Source organism: Limnohabitans sp., assembly GCF_046052765.1.
Lineage (GTDB): Bacteria > Pseudomonadota > Gammaproteobacteria > Burkholderiales > Burkholderiaceae_C > Limnohabitans.
In genome coordinates, this window is record NZ_JAVLFQ010000014.1 from 41637 (window position 1) to 62544 (window position 20908).

The 20908-nt window shown below is 53.0% G+C and carries 19 protein-coding genes; 5 read left to right on the forward strand and 14 right to left on the reverse strand.

The window, feature by feature from the left end:
* Positions 1–10: 10 nt before the first annotated feature.
* The 6 genes from AC9UG7_RS01025 to AC9UG7_RS01050 all read right to left on the reverse strand — a co-directional run bounded on the left by AC9UG7_RS01025 (position 11) and on the right by AC9UG7_RS01050 (position 7958).
* A complete protein-coding gene (locus AC9UG7_RS01025) occupies positions 11–1348 on the reverse strand; it encodes a TolC family outer membrane protein (RefSeq protein WP_509583209.1) in 1338 nt (445 codons plus the stop codon).
* Positions 1349–1370: 22 nt separating this feature from the next.
* Entirely contained in the window at positions 1371–2042 is a 672-nt protein-coding gene (locus AC9UG7_RS01030; RefSeq protein WP_509583211.1) for a protein-L-isoaspartate O-methyltransferase family protein, read from the reverse strand.
* Positions 2043–2055: 13 nt separating this feature from the next.
* Positions 2056–5256 (reverse strand): efflux RND transporter permease subunit, encoded by a 3201-nt coding sequence (locus AC9UG7_RS01035; RefSeq protein WP_509583212.1) that lies wholly within the window; start codon positions 5254–5256, stop codon positions 2056–2058.
* A 3-nt stretch (positions 5257–5259) separates the two neighbouring features.
* Positions 5260–6429: an efflux RND transporter periplasmic adaptor subunit gene (locus tag AC9UG7_RS01040; protein ID WP_509583214.1), complete on the reverse strand. Its 1170-nt coding sequence runs from the start codon at positions 6427–6429 to the stop codon at positions 5260–5262.
* 32 nt (positions 6430–6461) lie between these two features.
* Complete coding sequence (locus tag AC9UG7_RS01045; protein WP_509583216.1) at positions 6462–7118, reverse strand: TetR/AcrR family transcriptional regulator; 657 nt, start codon at positions 7116–7118, stop codon at positions 6462–6464.
* A 63-nt stretch (positions 7119–7181) separates the two neighbouring features.
* Positions 7182–7958 (reverse strand): YdcF family protein, encoded by a 777-nt coding sequence (locus AC9UG7_RS01050; protein WP_509583218.1) that lies wholly within the window; start codon positions 7956–7958, stop codon positions 7182–7184.
* Positions 7959–8034: 76 nt separating this feature from the next.
* Between AC9UG7_RS01050 and msrA the strand changes: the two genes are divergently transcribed.
* Positions 8035–8574: a peptide-methionine (S)-S-oxide reductase MsrA gene (gene msrA, locus AC9UG7_RS01055; RefSeq protein ID WP_509583219.1), complete on the forward strand. Its 540-nt coding sequence runs from the start codon at positions 8035–8037 to the stop codon at positions 8572–8574.
* Positions 8575–8582: 8 nt separating this feature from the next.
* Here msrA and pdxH read toward each other — a convergent pair whose 3' ends face one another.
* From pdxH to AC9UG7_RS01080, 5 genes are read right to left on the reverse strand one after another with little or no spacing between them, the layout of a single operon-like run.
* A complete protein-coding gene (gene pdxH, locus AC9UG7_RS01060; RefSeq protein WP_509583221.1) occupies positions 8583–9224 on the reverse strand; it encodes a pyridoxamine 5'-phosphate oxidase in 642 nt (213 codons plus the stop codon).
* A 32-nt stretch (positions 9225–9256) separates the two neighbouring features.
* Positions 9257–10132, reverse strand: a complete 876-nt coding sequence (locus AC9UG7_RS01065) for a carbohydrate ABC transporter permease (protein ID WP_509583223.1) — start codon at positions 10130–10132, stop codon at positions 9257–9259.
* A complete protein-coding gene (locus AC9UG7_RS01070; RefSeq protein ID WP_509583225.1) occupies positions 10129–11031 on the reverse strand; it encodes a carbohydrate ABC transporter permease in 903 nt (300 codons plus the stop codon). Before AC9UG7_RS01070 ends, AC9UG7_RS01065 begins: the two co-directional genes overlap by 4 nt.
* Positions 11031–12350 carry an ABC transporter substrate-binding protein gene (locus tag AC9UG7_RS01075; RefSeq protein ID WP_509583227.1) on the reverse strand — a complete coding sequence of 440 codons (1320 nt, stop codon included), beginning with the start codon at positions 12348–12350 and terminating at the stop codon, positions 11031–11033. The genes AC9UG7_RS01070 and AC9UG7_RS01075 overlap by 1 nt, the downstream gene beginning before the upstream one ends.
* Before the next feature lie 28 nt (positions 12351–12378).
* Complete coding sequence (locus AC9UG7_RS01080) at positions 12379–13443, reverse strand: ABC transporter ATP-binding protein (protein WP_509583229.1); 1065 nt, start codon at positions 13441–13443, stop codon at positions 12379–12381.
* A gap of 159 nt (positions 13444–13602) precedes the next feature.
* Here AC9UG7_RS01080 and denD point away from each other — a divergent pair, with 159 nt between their 5' ends.
* From denD to AC9UG7_RS01095, 3 genes are all read left to right on the forward strand, one after another.
* On the forward strand, positions 13603–14604 hold the full coding sequence (denD, locus tag AC9UG7_RS01085) for a D-erythronate dehydrogenase (RefSeq protein ID WP_509583231.1): 1002 nt from the start codon (positions 13603–13605) through the stop codon (positions 14602–14604).
* A gap of 706 nt (positions 14605–15310) precedes the next feature.
* Positions 15311–15508, forward strand: coding sequence for a hypothetical protein (locus tag AC9UG7_RS01090; protein ID WP_509583233.1), 198 nt, complete (start codon positions 15311–15313; stop codon positions 15506–15508).
* Positions 15509–15605: 97 nt separating this feature from the next.
* Positions 15606–15800 (forward strand): helix-turn-helix domain-containing protein, encoded by a 195-nt coding sequence (locus tag AC9UG7_RS01095; RefSeq protein WP_509583244.1) that lies wholly within the window; start codon positions 15606–15608, stop codon positions 15798–15800.
* Between the two features lie 250 nt (positions 15801–16050).
* Here the strand turns inward: AC9UG7_RS01095 and AC9UG7_RS01100 are convergent, their stop codons facing one another.
* Positions 16051–17790, reverse strand: coding sequence for an IlvD/Edd family dehydratase (locus tag AC9UG7_RS01100; protein WP_509583235.1), 1740 nt, complete (start codon positions 17788–17790; stop codon positions 16051–16053).
* A gap of 103 nt (positions 17791–17893) precedes the next feature.
* Between AC9UG7_RS01100 and AC9UG7_RS01105 the strand changes: the two genes are divergently transcribed.
* Positions 17894–18823 (forward strand): 2-hydroxyacid dehydrogenase, encoded by a 930-nt coding sequence (locus AC9UG7_RS01105; RefSeq protein WP_509583237.1) that lies wholly within the window; start codon positions 17894–17896, stop codon positions 18821–18823.
* A 116-nt stretch (positions 18824–18939) separates the two neighbouring features.
* Here AC9UG7_RS01105 and AC9UG7_RS01110 read toward each other — a convergent pair whose 3' ends face one another.
* Together AC9UG7_RS01110 and AC9UG7_RS01115 are read right to left on the reverse strand one after the other, a co-directional pair.
* Positions 18940–20718: a DEAD/DEAH box helicase gene (locus AC9UG7_RS01110; protein ID WP_509583238.1), complete on the reverse strand. Its 1779-nt coding sequence runs from the start codon at positions 20716–20718 to the stop codon at positions 18940–18942.
* Positions 20715–20908 (reverse strand): hypothetical protein (locus AC9UG7_RS01115; protein WP_509583240.1); only part of this gene is annotated, 194 nt, incomplete at its 5' end. The genes AC9UG7_RS01115 and AC9UG7_RS01110, both read right to left, overlap by 4 nt.

Below are 20908 nucleotides of genomic sequence, written 5' to 3' on the forward strand. Positions count from 1 at the left end.
ATGAGTTTGCTTAAGGACTCAGTTGGTTGTTGATGTTTTGCAAGTCTTCCACTTGCAGTACGCCACTGAGTTGACGTAATTTCAACTGACCTACCAACACGTCATAACGGGCCTTGGCCAACTTCGCTTTGGTGTCAAAGAGTTTGCTTTGCGCATCCAAGACGTTGATGTTGATGCGAACGCCAACGCTATAGCCCAGCTTGTTTGCATCCAACGCTACCTGGCTTGAATCTTCAGCGGCTTTCAAGGCTTTGATCTGACTGACACCGGACACCAGTCCATAGAAAGCACTGCGGGTGTTTTGAGAGATGTTGCGAACAGCTGTGTCCACATCCGATTCAGCTTTTTGCCGCAAGGAAACGGTTTCTTTCACACGGTTGTTCAGGGCATTGCCATTGAACAAAGGCACACTGACAACCACAGCGCCGGTGGCAATACCAAGGCTTGAATCTTTACTGCTAGTGTAGGAGCCGCTGCTGTTGTTGGTGTAGGAATAACTCAATTGCAAGTCGACAGTGGGCAGCAGTGCAGACTGTGCCTTGTCGGTCTCCAAGCGTGCCACATCGCTGGCGATACGGTATTGCTTGATGCTTGGATTTTTTTGCTCACTCAGTGACACCCATTCTTCCACCCGCTCAGGCACAGGGCCTTGAGGTTCAACCGTCAAAGAAATAGGTTTGGGGCTGGTGTCTGATTTGCCCACCAGTTGGTCAAGCGCCATTTTCTTAACCCGTAAATCGTTTTGGGCAGCAATCTCTTGCGCCACTGCCAGGTCATAACTGGCTTGCGCTTCACGTGTATCTGTGATGGTTGCTGTACCTACTTCGAAATTGCGTTTGGCAAAGGCCAGTTGCTCGGCAACTGCAGTCATTTGCGCCTGTATAAATGTCAGCGTGTCTTGACTGGCCAAAACATCGAAATAAGCTTGGCTGATACGAACCATGAGATCTTGTTCTGCGGCCAGTAATTGAGCATCTGCGATTTGCAATTGCAGATTGGCTTGAGAAACCTCAGCCCTGTCCCCTGGTCGAAACAAAGGCTGTGAACCCAGCAAGGTGCCGGTTTGTGTGCCGTAGGAGTGAACTGTTTGGTAAGCCGAAGAAGTAGGCGAATAAAAACCGCCGTTGTTCAAACTCAGATTGGCGGACGCAGTGGCAGTGGGTCCAAGCTTGGCTTGAGCCTGATCTACTTTGAGTCGTGTGGCTTGGGCTTGCAATTGAACAGATTTGAAAGTGGCGTCGTAGTTCTTAGCAACTTCGTAAAGTTCAACCAAACTTTGACTGCGGGCGGCACCTGAAAAAGCCACTGACATGGCGGCGATCAAGGGCAGAGTGCAAAACAATTTCATGGTCTTCCTTTGTGACAACATATTAAAAATGAAAAGCAGTTTTTTCAGTAAAACCATGTAAGCGAGGAATGACCACATCCCACAGGATATGGTCATGGCTGCTGCCGTCAGCTTGACGTTGAACAAGGGTTGTTTGCATCATTGGTTCTTCACCAATGACAGCCAACATCCGTCCTGTCGGTTTGAGAAGTTGCAGTAAACCCGTGGGAACAGTCGCCACGGAGCCGCCGAGCAAGATGGCATCAAAAGGTGCACCTTGTGCATTGTCAGGTAAGCCTTGACTGTGGGCCATATGAAAATTGGAGATGCCGTTTTTTTCAAGACGCTGGCGTGCCACAGGGATGAAATCTGCATGGCATTCCACACTGGTGACGTGTGCGCAAGACATGGCAAGCAAAGCCGTTAGATAGCCCGTACCTGTGCCTATTTCCAGCACATTTTCATGCGCTTGCAATCCGAGGTCCTGCAGCAATCGTGCATCTACCTTGGGCGCCAGCATGTGCTCACCATGACCGATGGGAATTTCAATATCGCTATAGGCCAGCGATTGGTAGGCATCAGGGACAAACATACGCCGATCCAGGCGATCGAGCAACGCTAAAACATGCTTATCCAGCACCTGCCAGGTACGGATTTGCTGTTCAATCATGTTGAAGCGTGCAACTTGCGGATTCATGGTCGGGTGAGAATTCATAGACTCTGCCATTCTATACAGTGCCATCTTGCAAAGGCCTTGGCTTGCCATGCCAACGTTTTTGCAACCATTGACTCAAGTCATCGATATAGCAATACACCACCGGCACCACCACCAACGTCAGTAGGGATGAGGTGATGACTCCACCAATCACAGCCTGTCCCAATGGTGCACGCTGCTCTGATCCTTCTGTGACTGAGAAAGCCAATGGCACCATGCCAAAAATCATGGCCAATGTGGTCATCAAAATCGGGCGCAGTCTGACTTGGGCGGCCATCAACAAGGCACTGGTTCTGTCGAGCGGCGCTTCACGCGTGCCGTCGCCTCGGTCCAACCCTTCTTGGGCGCGAATCGCAAAGTCCAGCAACAAGATGGCATTTTTCGTCACCAAGCCCATGAGCATGATCACACCAATGACTGAGAACATGGACAAGGTTGAGTGAAAAGCCATCAAAGCTGCCACAACGCCAATCAGAGTCAAAGGCAAGGCCGTCATCAGCGCAAGCGGTTGCAGAAAACTTTTGAATTGGCTGGCCAAAATCATGTAAATGAAGATGACGCCCATGGCAAGAGCAACCAAGGCATACTGAAATGATTCCTTCATGTTTTTGGTGGAGCCGCCAAATTGATAACGGTAACCGTCTGGCATGGCAATTTCCGCCATCACGGCCTGAATGTCTTTTGAAATTTCACCTGTCGCACGGCCATAGGCGTTAGCGCTGAAAGCCACTTCACGAGACAACTCGCGCCGGTTGATCTGGTTAGGTCCAACGCTCTCTTTGATTTGAGCAACTTGGTTCAATCGCACAGTCCGACTGCTGCCATCCGCTGCCTGAGCGATGTTGAATGGAAGTCTTTCCAAGTCATGGGGATAGGTCCGCAAAGCAGGATCGAGGCGCACCAACACATCATAGGTTTGGTCATTGCCAGCTCGCCACACACCCACGTTTTGTCCGGCGACCAAGGTACGCATTTGGTTGGCAATGCTGCCAACACCGAGGCCAAAGTCGGCAGCAGCCTCGCGCTTGACCGAAATATCAATGGTAGGTTTATTGGGTTTGACACTGGACTCGATATCAACCAAACCCTTGATGCCACTGAGTTTGTTCATCACCACGGCGGCCAATCTTTCAAGTTCGGCCTGGTCCGGACCCAGCAGGTAGAACTCTATTTGCTTGCTGCCACCCACAGAGTCCAGCAGGCCGACATGGGTGACGGTGAGTCCGCCCATGTTTTGCAAGCGTTCGCGGATGATGGGCGTGAAGTCATTCACATTCAATTGACGCATATTGCGATCAATCAATCGGTAATAGATGCTGGCGTAAATTTTTCCGTTGGCATTGCCTGTATTGATGGTGCTCAAGGTATAGCGCACCTCAGGAAAACTGCGCAACATGCTTTCTACTTCGCGTGCTTTGGCCTCTGTGACTTCCAAAGAAGACCCAACAGGGACATAAAAAGTCACACTGGCTTCAGAGAAATCTGCTTTGGGAACAAATTCCGTACCCAGAAATCGAACCATGAATATGCTGCTGATAAAGACACCCAAGGCCAATAGCACCGTAGCCAATTTGTGCTTCAACGCCAGTCGCAACAGTTTTTGGTAAACCATGCCAAGCCGGTGGGTGCCATCTTCAAACCATTGCGTTACCCGCCCAATGGTTTTGTCATACCAGTTTTTCTTGTCTGCGTGGGCGCCATCGCGATGAATACTCGGATCGTGCCAGATGCTAGACAGCATAGGGTCGAGTGTGAAACTGACAAACATCGATATGAGCACAGCAGCAACAATGGTCAATCCAAACTCATGAAAGAATTTTCCAATGATGCCTTGCATGAAACCGATGGGAAGAAAAACTGCCACGATGGAAAACGTGGTGGCCAGCACAGCAAGGCCAATTTCACGCGTACCCTCCATGGCTGCATCAAAGGCTGATTTACCCATTTGTACATGACGCACAATGTTTTCGCGTACCACAATGGCATCATCAATCAAGAGGCCTATACACAGGGACAAGGCCATCAAAGTAATCATGTTGATCGTGAAGCCCAGCATGCCCATGAACAAAAAAGTACCGATGATGGCAATCGGTAAAGCCAAGCCGGTAATCACGGTTGAGCGCCATGAATTGAGAAATAAAAACACGATCAATACTGTCAGCAATGAGCCTTCGATCAATGTTTTTCGTACATTGTTGACGCCCACACGGATTTGTCGCGAGCCATCGTAAATGTTTTGCAATTTGACCCCTGGCGGCAACTGTGCTTGCAGTTCATTGACAGTTTTCATCAAACCATCCACCACTTCGATGGTGTTGTCGTCTTGGGATTTTTGCACCGATAAAAGCAAAGTTCGTTCGCCGTTGTAGAGCGCCAGATTCTCCAACTCCTGTGCACCGTCGTTCACTCGCGCAACCTGCGAGAGTCGCACAATACTGCCAGCCTTACGCGCCACGATGATGTTGCCAAAGTCCTCTGGCCGTTGCATCCGTCCTTGAACTTGCACAACCCGATCTTGTTGTTTCGAGCGAATCGAGCCCACGGGCAAGTCTTGGTTTTCATTGCTGACTGCATCCACCACTTGCTGCGCTGTGATGCCCAGAGACTCCATGGCTTGGTGGTTCAGGTACAGATTGATTTCACGTTTGGTGCCGCCGACCAAAGCTACTGAGCCCACACCGCGCACATTCTCAAGACGCTTTTTGAGAACCTGGTCGGCCCAGTTGGTCATCTCAACTTGCGACAGTGGTTTGACACCAGCGGGCAGCGATTTCAAATCGGTGACCACTGCCAATGACCAGATAGGGCGACTTGAAGGGTCAAACCGCAAAATGCGTGATTCCTTGACCTCGGTGCGTAAAAACGGATGGACGTTGGAGACTTTCTCGCGTACGTCATCCGCAGCCTTGCGACCGTTGATATTCAAATCAAACTCAACGATGACGACTGAAAGACCTTCGTAACTGCGGGAAGTCAGCGCACTGATGCCTGCAGTGGAATTGACAGCTTCTTCAATTTTTTTACTGACTTCGCTCTCGACAATTTCAGGTGAAGCACCAGGGTATTCGGTCGTGACCACCACCACCGGCAAGTCGATATTAGGGAATTGATCAATTTTCAAGGACTGCAATGAAAACAGTCCAAGAACAACCAAGGCCAGCATGACCATGGTGGCAAACACAGGATTGCGAAGGCTGACTTGGGTGAACCACATGGCTTAAGGCTTCGCTGTTGTGGCGGGAGTGTTGGTTGACACAATATTCAAACGCAGTCCCTCGCGCATAAAGCCAGCACGAGAAGACAACACTTGCGCTCCTTTTTCTAAGCCTTTGACCTCTACCCAAACCGATGCATCGGCTTTGTTGACATTGCCGCGCTTGCCTAAGCTGACATTCTGATGGACCACTTGACCGTTGACCAGCAATTGCACATAAGGCAGCGGTTTATCCGTGCGAACCATTTCTAAGGGTAGAGCTAGCACCTGTTGACGGCCTAGTTCCAACAGCCCTTGTCCATACAAACCTTGGCGAAGGCCAGGGGTGGGTTGCAGACGCAAATACACAAGCACACTGCGACTGTTTGACTGCACATTCGGATTGATGCGCTGCACCAGTGCATTCACTGGCAAATCTGTCCCCTCCAGATGAATAACGGCAGACTGCCCGATACGCACGTCCATAGAGTCTGCAGGACTGAGGGTGGCTTCAAGCTCTAGGCTGCTTAAATCGACAATGTCGAGCAGTTTTTGATCAATGGCTACTCGCTCACCGGGTTGGGCCAGACGCGCTGAGATTTGGCCACTGATAGGCGAAATCAATACGGTGTCGTCAAGCGTTTTACGTGCTAGGTCAGCACCAGCTGATGCTGCGTTGTAAGTAGCTTTGGCACCTAAAAGTGTGGCCTCTGAAACTTCCAGTGCGGTTTTTGAAATGAAACCTTGATCGACCAAGGCTTTGTTGTTGTCGAACTGTCTTTGCGCAATATCGATTTGTGTTTTGGCGGCATCGGCTTGTTGCTCAGCTTGACGAAGCTTGCGTTGGAATTCCGCTGGATCGATTTTGGCAATGGTTTGACCGGCTTTGACGTTATCCCCCTCGCGCCCGTTCAGCATCAACAATTCACCCGACACACGCGATTTGATGGCGACCGTGTTCAGTGCTTTAAGGTTGCCAGACACAGGCAAGGTATGCGAGAGGGTTTGCAATTCCAGCGTCAAAATATGGGAAGCCTGCAATTGACTGATGGCGGTGTTGCTGTTGGCTGCAGGTGGCGCAGGCGTTGATGCAGCCGGGCTTGCAGCAGTATTTTTTCGAGTTTGCCAATAGCCCACTCCCCCAAGAACGATAGCAATGAGTAATGTCCAAGTGATTTTGGAACGCAATTTCATGTGGATAAGCTCCGGGTTTTTAAATGTGCCATTTATTTGCTTAACCATCCATGCATCAACGCCTCTACATGGGTTTGCAAAAAGGCTTCAGGACTGAAAGAAAATGAATCAACGCAGGCGGACAAGGAATGCTTCCACATGCTGAGAAATAAGATGACGGCTACTAAGCTGTAAACCGCTTTGTCGGTATCTATCTTTTTAAATTCGCCGTTGTCAATCCCGCGTTGCAGGATTTTTTTGAACAGTTCCTGGCCAGGGCGCATGACCTCGGTTTCGTAAAACTGCACCACATCCGGAAAATTACGAGCTTCGCTGGTCACCAGTTTGGTGATGCCGCTGGCGTTGGTGTTGCCTATGCGTTGCCACCATGATTGCATGGCGTAGTTCACCATGTCTTCTGTGCTGCCTTTGAAATCCGCAAATTCTTTGTTCCAGATTGGGAAATGATCAGACAGGTTCGCGCGAATGACGGCCTTGAATAAATCTTCTTTGGAGTTGAAGTAAAGAAAAAGCGTTCCTTTAGACACACCGGCAAGCAAGGCGATTTCTTCAACTTTGGTTGCAGCAAAACCTTTTTCTACGAACAAACTCAAGGCCGCATCCAATAACTCCTGCGGTCGTGCTTGTTTGCGACGCTCGCGCTTGTTGGGTGGGGACGCGTGAGATGTGGTGGGAAAGGTGATGAGCATATTAATGACCGACTGGTTAGTAATGTAACCTGCCAAGATTTCGAGGTCAACTGATATGGGTATTTAGGTGAGCAATAAACCAAGCCACTCCCGCAAAACCAAGTAGCTTTGGCTAAGCCCGCTTACAGTGGGGACAAAGTCGGTTGGGGTATTGAGCGGTGGTTGCAAATAGCCCATCGGGGCAGGAAGAACCTCGAAACCAGCTTGCTCGAAATTGCGCAGGCTGCGCTGCATGTGCCAGTCGTTCGTCACCAGCGCAATGCGTTTAATCCCCAGCGGTGACAAAACCTCGTAGGCACTTGATGCGTTCTCGCGGGTGTCCCGTGATGTCTTGTCCAGCCATTTCAACTGCAAACCAAAATCTCTTGCCATGGTGTGTTCGGCAATCTCTGCTTCGCTGCCGTATTGATTGCCCGAAGCAGCCCAACCTTTGCCTCCCGCAAACAGCACCGGCAGGTGGGTCTGCTTTGTCAGATGCGCTGCGAACGCCAGTCGCTTGTAGGCAGTGCTTGACAGTTCTTCGCTGCCGAACTCTGGTGCAAATTTATCAACCCCACCGCCCAGCACGACGATGGCCTGTGCCTTGTTCAAGTCCTGGGCGCTGATCGGGGCATAGCTTTTCAACAGTAAACGGCTCAATCCGGAAGCAGTGGCGTCACAGGCCAAAATCCACATCGTGGCGCTTGCCAGCATGACAATGCCCCATGCCAGTCGGCGGTAAGTACGGGCCAGCAAACAGCCTAAAAATATCAATAACAATAGCCCGCCGGGCGGCAAAAGCAAAGCAGTAAGTACAGGTTTGAGAGGTCCAATGGAAAGCATGGTGAGCAAGTGTCCCATAGAAAAACAGGGGTTTACATAAGGTGATTTATTTGCTCGTTGGTCTGTGTTGATAGGGAGCCGATAAGATGGTGCGATGAACCATTCGAGCATTACTTTGGGCGGCGGTTGCTTTTGGTGTACCGAAGCCGTATTTCAGCGCGTGCGCGGCGTCATCAGCGTCGAGTCCGCTTATTGCAACGGATTGAAGCCAACGCGTCCAAGCTACGAGCAGGTGTGTCGTGGAGACACTGGCTTTAACGAAGTGGTGCAAATCAGCTACGACAGCGAAGTGATCACTTTGCGTCAACTGCTTGAAATCTTTTTTGATATCCACGACCCGACCAGTTTGAACCGCCAAGGCAACGACACGGGCACCCAATACCGCAGTGGCATTTATTACACCGACAAAGCCGAGCAAATGGTGGCTATTCAATTCATCTCTGAAGTCACCAGTCGGGGCGACTACGACCGCAATATAGTCACCGAGGTGCTACCTCTCACGCACTACTGGCCGGCCGAGGACTACCATCAGAATTATTTTGTCAATAACCCCGACCAAGGCTATTGCACCTTTGTGGTTGCTCCCAAAGTGCGCAAATTAGGACAACATTACAGCGAATGGCTCAAGACCTGAGTTGCCACTTAAGGCGCTAAGCGCTGAATCACCCATTGGTCATCATGCTTGCGGTAGTGCAGGCGATCGTGCAGGCGTGCGCTGCCGCCTTGCCAGAATTCCCAGTTGTCCGGCACCAACCGGTAGCCGCCCCAGTGCGGCGGACGAGGCGGGTCTGTTTGAAACTTATTCGCATAGGTTGTCAATTCCTCCTGCAACCATTCCCGTGAGGTAATCGATTGGCTTTGCGGGCTGGCCCAAGCGCCAATGCGCGACTCCAGCGGGCGTGAATGGAAGTAGGCATCGCTGTCAGTCGCGCTGATTTTTTCCACACGCCCTTCGATACGCACCACACGCTCCAACTCGACCCAATGAAATTGCAACGCGGCATAAGGGTTGCCAGCTAACTCTTGACCTTTGCGGCTGTCGTAATTGGTGAACCAGACGATGCCTTGTTCGTCAAACCCTTTGATCAACACCACACGTGTACTTGGCCGCATTTGGGAGGACACGGTAGCCAGCGTCATCGCGTTCGGCTCGGGAATTTGTGCTTGCAGTGCCTGGTTCAACCATAGCGTGAATTGTTCTAAAGGATGCTTGGCCGCGCTAGATTCCAGCAGTTCAGCTTGCTGGTAGTTTTTGCGCATACCGGCCAGTGAAGGAGTTTTCATAAAGCCTGAGAGTTGAAAAACAGGCCTTGATCTTATTCCTTGACCGCACCGGTCATGCCGGAAACATAGTGATCGACGAAAAATGAGTACAACACAGCCACCGGCAGCGAGCCAAACAAAGCGCCCGCCATCAGTGAGCCCCAATGGTAAACATCGCCTTCGACCAATTCGGTGACCACGCCTACAGGTACGGTTTTCACTTCTGATGAAGAGATAAATGTGAGCGCATAAATGAACTCATTCCACGATAAGGTGAAAGCAAAAATACCTGCTGATATCAAACCAGGCACAGACAGGGGCAGAATGATTTTCCAAAGAATTTCAAACCGAGTAGCACCGTCAATCAACGCGCATTCTTCCAACTCAAAAGGTATGGAGCGGAAATAGCCCATCAGCAACCAAGTGCAAAAAGGAATCAAAAATGTGGGGTAGGTAAGGATCAAAGCCCATCGGGTATCAAACAATCCGAGCTTGAATACGATGGTGGACAGGGGGATAAACAAAATAGACGGAGGCACCAAGTAAGCCAAAAAAATACCCAGTCCCATTTGCCGCGCACCTTTGAAACGCAAGCGTTCGATGGCGTAGGCTGCCAGTACCGCGCACAACAAAGACACCACAGTGGAGACGACCGAGATGATGACCGTGTTCCACAACCACTCTGGGTAGGCGGTTTTGAATAACAGTTTTTGGAAATGCTCTAGGGTGGGTTGAATCACCCAGAACGGATTACCGTCGCGTGAAAGCAGTTCGTTGTTGGGTTTCACCGAAGTGATGACCATCCAGTAAAACGGAAACAGCAACACGAACACAAAAATACCCAACGGGATGTAAACAGTAACCCAGCGACTGCGTACCGTGTCCAGATAGGACATGCCTTGGCTGTCGTCTTCTGCTGTAGCGCTCATGCGTCGCTGCCTCCTTGTTGCCAGGCGCGGCGTTGCAACCCGAAATAACTGAACAAAATGGCGGCCAGTAAAAACGGCACCATGGCAATCGCAATAGCAGCGCCTTCACCCAAAGCCCCGCCCGAAATGGCCCGCTGAAAAGACAGTGTTGCCATCAAATGCGTGGCGTTCAGCGGACCGCCGCGGGTGATGACGTAAATCAGCTGAAAGTCGGTGAAAGTAAAGAGCACAGAAAAAGTCATGACCACGGCGATCATGGGTGTGAGCAGTGGCAGCGTAATGTGTCTGAAACGTTGCCAAGCGGTGGCGCCGTCAATCGCTGCGGCCTCGTACAGAGAAGGCGAAATGGTCTGCAAACCGGCCAACAACGTGATCGCAACAAAAGGCACGCCGCGCCAGACATTGGCGGCCAGCACAGACAAACGCGCATTCCATGGGTCACCCAAAAAATCGATGTAATGGTCAATCCACCCTAACTTGATGAGCATCCAGCTGATGATGGAAAACTGCGCGTCGTACAACCACCAAAAGGCCAATGCAGACAAGGCGGTAGGCACGATGTATGGCAACAAAATGACCGAACGGAAAAAGGTTTTGAAAGGCAGTTTTTCATTCAGCAGCACTGCCAGCCACAGGCCCAGAAAAAACTTCAGCACGCTGGCGATGAAGGTGTAAAAAAGGGTGTTAAACAAGGCCAAGCGGGTGACCGAGTCTTCCCATAAAAACTCATAATTTTCCAAGCCGATGAATTCGCCGCCGCGTCCGATTTTGGTGTCTGTGAAGCCCAGCCATACTCCCAGACCCAGCGGGTAGGTGAGAAAAAGTACCAGCAAGATGGTGGCCGGTGCCATGAACACCAAGCCCAAACCATTGCGGCTGTTTTGAAGTTTTTGCAGCATCAGGATTTGTAGTAACGCTCGGCGCGTTTTTGCGCACGTTGAGCCGCCTCAGCAGGCGATTGAGAGCCTGAGGCCGCCTCAGCCACCATGTTGCTGACAATGAAGTCGGCCATTGCACCCGCGGATGCGTAGCCCAGTTGTCCAGCGTAGCCCGAGGGGCGCATGTTTTTGGCAGAGTCACGGTAGGGCGTGTGCTTGGGGTCCACGCTCCATATCGGGTTTTTAGCATAGGCCGCCAGTGGGTGCGACACATAGCCGCCGCCGCCTTGCAGCCAGGCATCGTATTGCTCGGCTTCCATCATGAAGCGTAAAAATTCTTTGGCCGCGTTCGGGTATTTGGTGTACTTGAAAATCATTTGGTTAAAGAACAAATGGTATTCAGTGGGCACACCGACCGGACCCACGGGAAAGGGTGCGTGTTGAATGTCTGCGGCAATGGCTTTGACAGCTGGGTTGTCTGAGTTTTTAGCAGCATAGTAAATAGAAATGCCGTTGTTGGTGACGCTGATTTGGTTGTCTAAAAATGCTTTGTTGTTGTTCGGGTCCAACCATGACAGGGTGCCGGGAATGAAGGTTTTGTAGAGTTCACGACCATACTCCAGCGCCTTGATGGTTTGCGGACTGTTGATCACGACCTTGTTGTTTTTGTCAACGATGGAGCCGCCGAAAGCCCACATCAGCCAATGCGTCCAACCGCTGTCACCGGTGGCATTGCCTAATGCCATGCCGCCGGGCGTACCCTTGGCGTGAAGCGCTTGGAACATTTTTAAAAAACTGTCTACGTCTTTGGGAAAGGTATTGAACCCCGCCGCTTTCAACATGCTTTGCCGGTACACGATGATGGCGCCGCTGGCGCCCAAAGGCACACCAATCCATTTTTTTCCGTCTGGACGCATATAGGTTTCACATGCAGGGTACCAACCCCCGTACTTACTGCCAAGGTAAGTGCAAAGATCGGTGACATCGAGTAACTTGTCGGGGTAGAGGTTGGCATCGTCATTGGTCGACAAAATAATGTCTGGTCCGGCACCTGTGTTGGCCGCTACCGCCGCCTTGGGTCGCACGTCTTCCCAGCCTTCGGTATCGACCCTTACTTCGATGCCGGTTTTTTCAGTGAATTTTTTGACATTCGCCATATAGGCATCTAGCTCGCCTTGGACAAAACGACTCCAGCGCAGCACGCGCAGCTTGGCGTCTTTTTCGGGAACATTGTTCCATTGCGCCTGCGCTTTCGAGGTCCACAAAGCGGGTGCAACAGCAGCAGCGCCAGTGGCCAAACCGGTAGATTGGATGAATTGTCGACGTGTAGTGCCGGTCATGAGGTTGTCTCCAGATTCAATGGTTTTTTCAGGCTGTCAGCGCTTGGCCGCTGGCGGCATCGAATAAATGGGCGCGGCTGGCATCAGCCTGTAAACGAATGGTGCTACCAGGGGTGAACGCATGGCGCTCGCGAAACACGGATGTGACTTCAACACCTGCGATTTTGGTGAAAACTTGGGTGTCCGCGCCCGTGGGCTCGACCACGATGACTTCAGTCGCTAAACCGTTACCGTCGCCAGTGATGTCTAAATGCTCGGGGCGGATACCGTAAATCACACTGTGACCTTCTGCGGCATGTGCATGCAAAGGCATGGGCAGTAGGTTGCCATCGCTCAAGGCGATCTGCTTGCCACGAATGACGCCGGGCAGGAAATTCATCGATGGCGAGCCAATGAAACCAGCCACAAATTGGTTGGCGGGATGGTCGTACAGCTCTAGCGGGCTACCGATTTGTTCGACCACGCCGTCGCGCATGACCACGATTTTGTCGGCCATGGTCATGGCTTCGATTTGGTCGTGCGTGACATAAATGGAGGTGGTTTTCAATCGCTGGTGTAACTCTTTGATCTCGGTCCGCATAGACACACGCAACTTGGCATCCAAGTTGGACAGCGGTTCATCAAACAAGAAGACTTGCGGGTCGCGCACGATGGCGCGTCCCATGGCCACGCGCTGGCGCTGGCCGCCAGACAGTTGGCGTGGATAACGGTCGAGCAGGGCATGTAAACCTAAGATGCCAGCTGCTATGTCTACACGTTCGGCGATTTTATTGGCGGCTTGTTTGGCCAACAGCAAAGAAAAAGCCATGTTGTCTCGCACCGTCATGTGCGGATAAAGCGCATAGTTTTGGAAAACCATGGCAATGTCACGCTCTTTGGGAGGCATCTGGTTGACGAGTTTGTCGCCGATGTGAATCTCGCCGGCTGAGATCTCCTCTAAACCGGCAATCATGCGCAACAAGGTGGACTTACCGCAGCCAGAGGGACCGACAAGTACACAAAATTCACCATCTGCGATATCGATGCTGACACCTTTGATGATGTGGGTTCGGCCAAAGTATTTTTCTACCCGACCAATGGTCACGCTTGCCATGTCACACTCCGAATGGGGCAGTACTCAGCGCACTGCAATCAGACGAGCATAAGCTGTTTATGCATTAAGGGTATATCAGGTGATACCCCTTAAAAATCACCAAAGATTACCGGCATGAACACGCTATGCTTTCAACTTGATCCAAACAGGGAAATTGAAATGAAGTTATTGATTACCGGCGGCGCAGGATTTTTGGGCGCCCGATTGGCGCGTGTTTTGCTGTCCAAAGGCGAATTGGCGGGTAGCAAGCTTTCACAGTTGGTGTTGGCAGACCAATTTCCTGCCCCTGCTGACTTGGCTGCTGATCCCCGAGTACAAGTATTGACTGGCCCCTTGCTGGAGCAATGCGCAGGTTTTGCACAAGCCCAATTCGATGGAGTTTTTCATTTGGCATCTGCAGTCTCTGGCGAATGTGAGGCAGACTTTGACTTGGGGATGCGATCCAACCTAGACAGCACCCGCGCTCTTTTAGACGCACTGCGTGCCGCAGGCAACAAACCCCGCTTGCTGTTCAGCAGCTCCGTGGCGGTATATGGACCTGATCCTGCTCACCCACTGCCTGATGTTGTGACGGATGACACCTTCACCACGCCGCAAACTTCTTACGGTTCGCAAAAACTGATGTGTGAATACTTGGTGGCCGACTACAGCCGCAAGGGCTATATCGATGGCCGCAGCGCACGCTTGATGACCGTGAGTGTGCGACCTGGCAAACCCAACGGTGCTGCTTCCTCATTTTTCAGCGGCATATTGCGCGAGCCGTTGGCGGGTGAAGAATCGGTTTGTCCGGTGGACGCCAGCGTCTCTCATCCGGTGTCTTCACCCAGCGTGACGGTGCGCAGTTTGATTGCTATTTTTGAAGCCAGCGCTGAAGAGTTCCAAGGCCGCAGCGCCATGAATCTGCCGGCTTTGAATGTGACGGTGCAAGAAATGTTGGATGCTCTTGAGGCCGTGGCGGGGCCTGCGGTCAGAGCGCGTGTCAAGTTTCAGCGAGATGAACGGATCGCGGGCATCGTTGCCAATTGGCCTAAGGGTGCCAAGGCGTTGCGTGCGCCCCGTTTGGGTTTGCAACCGGATGCGAATTTCCAAGATGTGATTCGTCAGTACATAGACGATTGCAAGGCGGCTGGTTTGGAGAAGACGGCGCTCAAAGGTTTGTGAGCTTCATAGCCATTTGCTTTTTTTAGGTTGACGGGTGCTATAGCCCGGCCTTGCCTTCACGCTTACGCAACGTCGGCTATTAAAGTGCCAAAGGTTGACTGTGCGAGCGCTGCAGCCCGGCCTCGCCTCCACGCTTACGCAACGTCGACTACGGCCGGTCTATACCTCCCGCTTTGCAAATTTGCAGAAGATAGCTTTGAAGGTTTGTAAGTTTTAAAGCCACTTGCGTTTTCTGGGTCGGCGGGCGCCATAGCCCGGCCTCGCCTCCACACTTGCGCAACGTCGGCTAAGGCCGGGCTACAGCGCTCGCCCTACAAATATTGCTTCATCTGACATTGCGATGGCGTGAATGTCATTGCCGGAGATAGTTAATTCCACATTAGGCGAATGTCACAGCCCGGTCTTAGCCGACGTTGTGCAAGCGTGGGGGCGAGGCCAGGGTGGGACGTGAGCCTTCAGTGATTGTGGTGACTGCTCACATTGCTACGCAATATGAGCAGTCACCCAACCATTTAAAAGCTTCGCTTTTTAATGGTTGTCTTTTGGCACAAAAGACCCACTCTTACCGCGTAAAAAGTCCAAATCTGCACCTTCTTCATAACGTTGTGTATCGAAATCGTGTTTTTTTAAAACCTCGTTAGGCCCCACAACCGATACTTTCGTCGGCCCAACTTGCACGGAATACGTCCCTGACGTACACTCCCGCATGCTCACGATCTTTGAAACACCTACCTTCGTCGCAGTAGCGGCGAAGATCTGGAGCATGGAAGAGAGGCTGGAGTTCTTCGCGTGGATTGCAAGTGAGCTGTGCATGCTCCTCGTGTATCCCAAGGCGGCTAAGGACGACATCCCAGGCCATATCCTGAAAGAAATTCGCAAGGAGATTGAAGATGACCGCTCGTAAGACCAAGACAACAACGCCGTCAGGCGAGGAACTGGGCCTCAAGCTACTGCAATCGGTCCGGGAAATGAAGGCGCGAACATTCGCTCGTAAGACCGAAATGGAAGTCAACGAAGTTGTTCAAGCGAGGCAGGGCACAGGTTTGTCCCAGTCTGAGTTCGCCTCCGCTCTTAGCATCTCGAAGCGCACGCTCCAAGAATGGGAACAAGGGCGTCGGGCTCCATCTGGCGCGGCTCAAGCGCTCATTCGTATCGCTCGCAAGCACCCTGAGGTCGTGCGAGAAGCGCTAGCCTAAGCCTGCCAACGCCCAGGGGCCTCTATTGCCGCACTGGCGATATTGCGATGGCGCGAATGTAATTGCCGGCGACAGTAAATTCCACATTAGGCGAATGTCACAGCCCGGCCGTAGCCGACGTTGCGCAAGCGTGGAGGCGAGGCCGGGGTGTGACGTGAGCCGTTGAAGCAGTCCCTTTCAGTGATTGTGGTGACTGCCCACATTGCTGCGCAATATGAGCAGTCCCCCAACCATTCAAAAGCTTCGCTTTTTAATGGTTATCCTTCGGCACAAAAGACCCGCGCTTACCGCGCAAAAAGTCCAAGTCAGCACCTTCGTCTGCCTGCGTTACGTGGTCTATGTACAGCTTCCAATAACCCGAATCCAAGGCCGGAGCGGGCGCTTTCCATGACGCACGCCGCTTGGCCAATTCCTCATCACTGACCAGCAATTGAATGCGGCGTTCAGGCACATTCAACTCGATCATGTCGCCGTTGTGCACCAACGCCAAGGTGCCGCCTGCTGCTGCCTCGGGCACCGCATGTAAAACGACCGTTCCATAAGCCGTACCACTCATGCGCGCGTCGCTGATACGCACCATATCGGTGATACCTTTGCGCAGCACTTTCGGCGGCAGCGGCATATTGCCCACCTCGGCCATGCCGGGATAGCCTTTGGGGCCGCAGTTCTTCAAAACCAGCACGCAGTTTTCATCCACGTCCAGGTTTTCGTCGTCGATGCGGGCGTGGAAGTCGTCGATGTTTTCAAACACCACGGCGCGTCCGGTGTGCACCATCAAGTGGGGTGAGGCCGCGCTGGGTTTGATGACCGCGCCGCGCTCGGCCAAGTTGCCGCGCAATATGGCAATACCCGCTTTGTCTTTGAACGGTTTGTCAAACGGTTTGATGACGCGTTCGTCGTAATTCACAGCATCTGCCATGTTGTCAGCCACGCTGTGACCGCTGGTTGTGACGATGCTGGTGTGCAGCAAATGCGCGATTTCTTTCATCACCACTTGCAAGCCGCCGGCATAGCAAAAGTCTTCCATCAAATGGTCGCCCGAGGGTTGTAGGTTGAGCAAACAAGGCAACTCGGAGGCCAGACGGTCAAAGTCGTCAACGCTCAGCGGCACGCCCAAGCGGCCTGCAATAGCGATCAAGTGCACCACGGCATTGGTTGAACCGCCAATGGCTGCCAAGGTTTTGATGGCGTTCTCGAATGCTTCGCGTGTCAACACGCTGGACAACTTTTGGTCGGTATGCACCATCTCCACAATACGCCGTCCGGCGTTGCGTGCCAGCACATTGCGCCGTCCGTCCACCGCCGGGTAAGCCGCGTTTCCTGGCAATCCCACGCCCAGTGCTTCAACCATGCATGCCATGGTGGAGGCAGTGCCCATGGTCATGCAGTGGCCATGGCTGCGGTGCATACAACTCTCGGCTTCAAAAAAGTCTGCCAGTTTCAAGGTGCCTGCACGCACTTGTTCGCTCATGCTCCACATGCCGGTGCCGGAGCCGAGTTCTTGACCGCGCCATTTGCCGTTGAGCATGGGGCCGCCGCTGACACCGATGGTGGGCAAATCGACACTGGCTGCACCCATGATGAGTGACGGGGTGGTTTTGTCGCAGCCCATGAGCAACACCACCCCGTCTATGGGGTTGCCGCGAATGCTTTCTTCAACGTCCATGCTCGCTAGGTTGCGGTAAAGCATGGCGGTGGGGCGCAACAGGGTTTCGCCCAGCGACATCACCGGAAACTCCAGCGGAAAACCACCCGCTTCGTAAACACCAATCTTGACCTGTTCGGCCAAAGTGCGGAAATGAGAATTGCAAGGCGTGAGCTCGCTGAAAGTATTGCAAATACCAATGACTGGGCGTCCATCGAACTGGTCGTGTGGAACACCCTTTCCCTTGACCCAGCTGCGGTAGGCAAAACCGTCGCGGTCTTGACGTCCGAACCATTGCTGGCTGCGGAGTTCTTCGGGTTTTTTGCGGGGAGGAGAGGTCGTCATTGAAATTGCCTGTGTCAAAAAATGTGAGTGTGCCTATACTACCTTCGCCGAAGCCAGATGAAGCGTGGTGTTTACACGGAGCCAGGCACAAAAAGGAGTCACCATGATCGAAGTACTGAGGGTCACCAACTTGGCCGCCACATTGATGGCAGATTTGCAAGCCAATTACTTGGTGCATGACCGCGAGCACATCACCGACCCCAATGCTTTGCAGCGCATCCGTGCCATGGTTGGCGGTGGCGACGCAGTGATTGATAAAAAATTCATGACCTTGTTTCCAGCACTGGAGTTCATCTCCATTTGCGGCGTCGGTTACGACGGCGTGGATGTGGCAGCTGCCAAGGAGCGCGGCATTAAAGTGGCGCATACACCGGGTGTGTTGAATGACGATGTGGCTGATCTGGCCCTGGGCTTGATGTTGTCGATGGCGCGTCGTTTACCGCAAGCCGACAAATTTGTACGCAACAGCGATTGGGTCGAAGGCCCGTTCCCGCTCAGCAGCAAAATGAGTGGTGCGCGGCTGGGTTTGATTGGTATGGGGCGCATCGGTCAGGCCATTGCCAAACGTGCATTGGCGTTTGAAATGTCTATTGCCTACACCTCGCGCAACATCGCACCAAGCGTGCCGTTCACGTATTTCGCTTCAGCCAAAGAATTGGCAGCGAATGTGGATTACCTCGTCGTCATCACACCAGGTGGTGCGGCGACCAAGCATCTGGTGAATGCCGAGGTGCTGGCGGCTTTGGGTCCCAAGGGTTATTTGATCAATGTGGCTCGCGGTTCAGTGGTCGATCAAAACGCTTTGATAGAGGCCTTGCAAAAGAAAACCATTGCAGGTGCCGCTTTGGATGTGTTTGCCGATGAACCGCGTGTGCCCGGGGAATTGCGCCTGGACAAAAACACCGTGTTGACTCCGCATATAGGCAGCGCTACCCATCAGACCCGCAAAGCCATGGCGGATTTGTGTATGGCCAATATGGCCGCTTATTTCGACAATCAACCCATTCCAGCGCTGGTGCCGGAGTGCGCATGAAGATGCAGTGTTGAATGAACGAGGACTGGATCAGTTCTTTTTTTGAATCACAATTTGACTGTTTGATTGGATTCAGTGGCCGTGACCGCAGCCACTGTTCAATTGTCAATGAGCTTTCATCGGCCGTAGCCACCACCGCCACCACCGCTGCGCTTGGGGCCGCCGCTAAAACCGCCTGGTTTGCCGCTGCCACCACCGCCGCCGCTGCGGCGTTTGGCACCACCACCACCACCACCACGGTTGTTGCGACTGAGCACATCTACCGACGTCATGGTTGGGTCGGGTTGACGGCCTGCGCCGCCTCCTGACTTGTGGCCGAAGGCATTCACACCGCTTTGGGTACCCAAATGGGCATTGGCGCGAGGTTGAAAGTCATCCTCAAAATGGCGAGGAGGCTGTGAATCATGGTCATCGTGGCCTTGCGCATGCGCTGGCGCCGCAGGACGTGGGCCACGGTCGTTGCGATCGCGCCGAGGCTGGGGCGGGCGCGAACCAGGGTGAGCGCCTTGCGGCTTGGCCGCTTGCGGTGGACGAGCAGGGCGGTCGCCACGGTCGGCGCGTGGCTCTGAACGCGGGCCTTCGCTGCGTTGTTCTTGGCGCGGGGCGCTGCCTTTTTTCTCGCGAATGCGTTCCATCATTTCCTGGCGGGCGGCGCGGGCAGCGGAAGCCATCACGTCACGGCTAGGCGGTTTGCCGACACCGCCCCACAAAGTCTGGCGACCCATGGCAATGGGTTCGGCGCGTTCATCCGGCGCCGGACCAAAGCCCTCGACCTTCTCAACCGCGATGGTCTGACGTGTGAATTTTTCAATTTCTTCCATAAAACCTTCCTCGTCCAAGGACACCAAACTGACTGCTTCCCCACTGGCACCGGCGCGACCTGTGCGGCCGATGCGGTGCACATAGTCTTCGCTGATATTCGGAATTTCGTAATTGACCACATGCGGCAAATCGTCTATGTCGATGCCGCGCGCCGCGATGTCGGTGGCCACCAGCACACGGATGTCGCCGCTCTTGAAACCCGCTAGCGCCTGCGTGCGAGCCGTTTGGCTTTTGTTGCCGTGCAGCGCCATGGCGGTGATGCCTTGTTTGTTCAAAAACTCGGCCACGTGGTTAGCGCCGAACTTGGTACGGCAAAACACCAGCACCTGGCTCCATTGCTTGCGCTCGATGATGTGCGCGAGCAGCGCTTTTTTCTGGCTGCGGCCCACCGGATGAATCACTTGCGTGATCAATTGCACCGTGGTGTTTTCGGGGGTGACTTGAATGCTTTGAGGGTTGTGCAGCAGTTGCGCGGCCAGGTCGCGGATCTCTTGGCTGAAGGTGGCTGAGAACAACAGGCTTTGTTTGTCCTTAGGTACCAGCGCCAGCACTTTTTTCACGTCATGGACAAAGCCCATGTCGAGCATGCGGTCGGCTTCATCCAGCACCAGAATTTGCACGGTGGATAAATCCAAGAAACCTTGTTGCTGTAAATCCAGCAACCGACCGGGGGTGGCCACCAAAATGTCCACGCCTTTTTTCAAGGCCTTGATTTGCGCGGCCATGCCAACACCGCCAAAGATAACGGCAGATTGCAGTTGCAGGTATTTGCCATAAGTACGCACAGACTCTTCGACTTGCGCAGCAAGTTCGCGGGTAGGTGTCAGCACCAAAGCGCGAACCCCGAAGACGCCAAAGCGGTTGGTGGCGCTGCGCGACATGCTGAGTTTATGCAGCATGGGCAAGGTAAAGGCCGCTGTTTTGCCAGTGCCGGTTTGGGCACCTGCCAACAAGTCTTGTCCGGCCAGAACGGCGGGAATGGCTTGGGCTTGGATAGGGGTAGGTGTGTCGTAGCCTTGCTCGCTCACAGCTTTCAAAATGGCCGGAGCCAGGTTCAATTCATCAAAATTCATAAAGGAGCGCGCGGTTGGGCAACGCTTGGAGTGTCGATCTGTTCTGCCAAAAAGAGCGGCAGCCAGCTAAAGACCGAGGAAACACATTTGGGCAGGTAGGTAACAAACGCTTGGTTTGATCCGGCCCCAGCAGAAGCGCTGATGTTGAAGCAACTGGTGGCGTCAACTGGTGTGTATTGTGGCATGAAAG

What these genes read in the sequence shown, in the direction of transcription:
- AC9UG7_RS01065 (WP_509583223.1), bottom strand. Translation starts at nt 10,132, where the DNA reads ATGAGCGCTACAGCAGAAGACGACAGCCAAGGCATGTCCTATCTGGAC.
- AC9UG7_RS01075 (WP_509583227.1), bottom strand. Translation starts at nt 12,350, where the DNA reads ATGACCGGCACTACACGTCGACAATTCATCCAATCTACCGGTTTGGCC.
- pdxH (WP_509583221.1), bottom strand. Translation starts at nt 9,224, where the DNA reads ATGAAAACTCCTTCACTGGCCGGTATGCGCAAAAACTACCAGCAAGCT.
- AC9UG7_RS01080 (WP_509583229.1), bottom strand. Translation starts at nt 13,443, where the DNA reads ATGGCAAGCGTGACCATTGGTCGGGTAGAAAAATACTTTGGCCGAACC.
- AC9UG7_RS01045 (WP_509583216.1), bottom strand. Translation starts at nt 7,118, where the DNA reads ATGCTCATCACCTTTCCCACCACATCTCACGCGTCCCCACCCAACAAG.
- denD (WP_509583231.1), top strand. Translation starts at nt 13,603, where the DNA reads ATGAAGTTATTGATTACCGGCGGCGCAGGATTTTTGGGCGCCCGATTG.
- AC9UG7_RS01090 (WP_509583233.1), top strand. Translation starts at nt 15,311, where the DNA reads ATGCTCACGATCTTTGAAACACCTACCTTCGTCGCAGTAGCGGCGAAG.
- AC9UG7_RS01095 (WP_509583244.1), top strand. Translation starts at nt 15,606, where the DNA reads ATGGAAGTCAACGAAGTTGTTCAAGCGAGGCAGGGCACAGGTTTGTCC.
- msrA (WP_509583219.1), top strand. Translation starts at nt 8,035, where the DNA reads ATGAACCATTCGAGCATTACTTTGGGCGGCGGTTGCTTTTGGTGTACC.
- AC9UG7_RS01050 (WP_509583218.1), bottom strand. Translation starts at nt 7,958, where the DNA reads ATGGGACACTTGCTCACCATGCTTTCCATTGGACCTCTCAAACCTGTA.
- AC9UG7_RS01040 (WP_509583214.1), bottom strand. Translation starts at nt 6,429, where the DNA reads ATGAAATTGCGTTCCAAAATCACTTGGACATTACTCATTGCTATCGTT.
- AC9UG7_RS01035 (WP_509583212.1), bottom strand. Translation starts at nt 5,256, where the DNA reads ATGTGGTTCACCCAAGTCAGCCTTCGCAATCCTGTGTTTGCCACCATG.
- AC9UG7_RS01105 (WP_509583237.1), top strand. Translation starts at nt 17,894, where the DNA reads ATGATCGAAGTACTGAGGGTCACCAACTTGGCCGCCACATTGATGGCA.
- AC9UG7_RS01070 (WP_509583225.1), bottom strand. Translation starts at nt 11,031, where the DNA reads ATGCTGCAAAAACTTCAAAACAGCCGCAATGGTTTGGGCTTGGTGTTC.
- AC9UG7_RS01030 (WP_509583211.1), bottom strand. Translation starts at nt 2,042, where the DNA reads ATGAATTCTCACCCGACCATGAATCCGCAAGTTGCACGCTTCAACATG.
- AC9UG7_RS01100 (WP_509583235.1), bottom strand. Translation starts at nt 17,790, where the DNA reads ATGACGACCTCTCCTCCCCGCAAAAAACCCGAAGAACTCCGCAGCCAG.
- AC9UG7_RS01110 (WP_509583238.1), bottom strand. Translation starts at nt 20,718, where the DNA reads ATGAATTTTGATGAATTGAACCTGGCTCCGGCCATTTTGAAAGCTGTG.
- AC9UG7_RS01025 (WP_509583209.1), bottom strand. Translation starts at nt 1,348, where the DNA reads ATGAAATTGTTTTGCACTCTGCCCTTGATCGCCGCCATGTCAGTGGCT.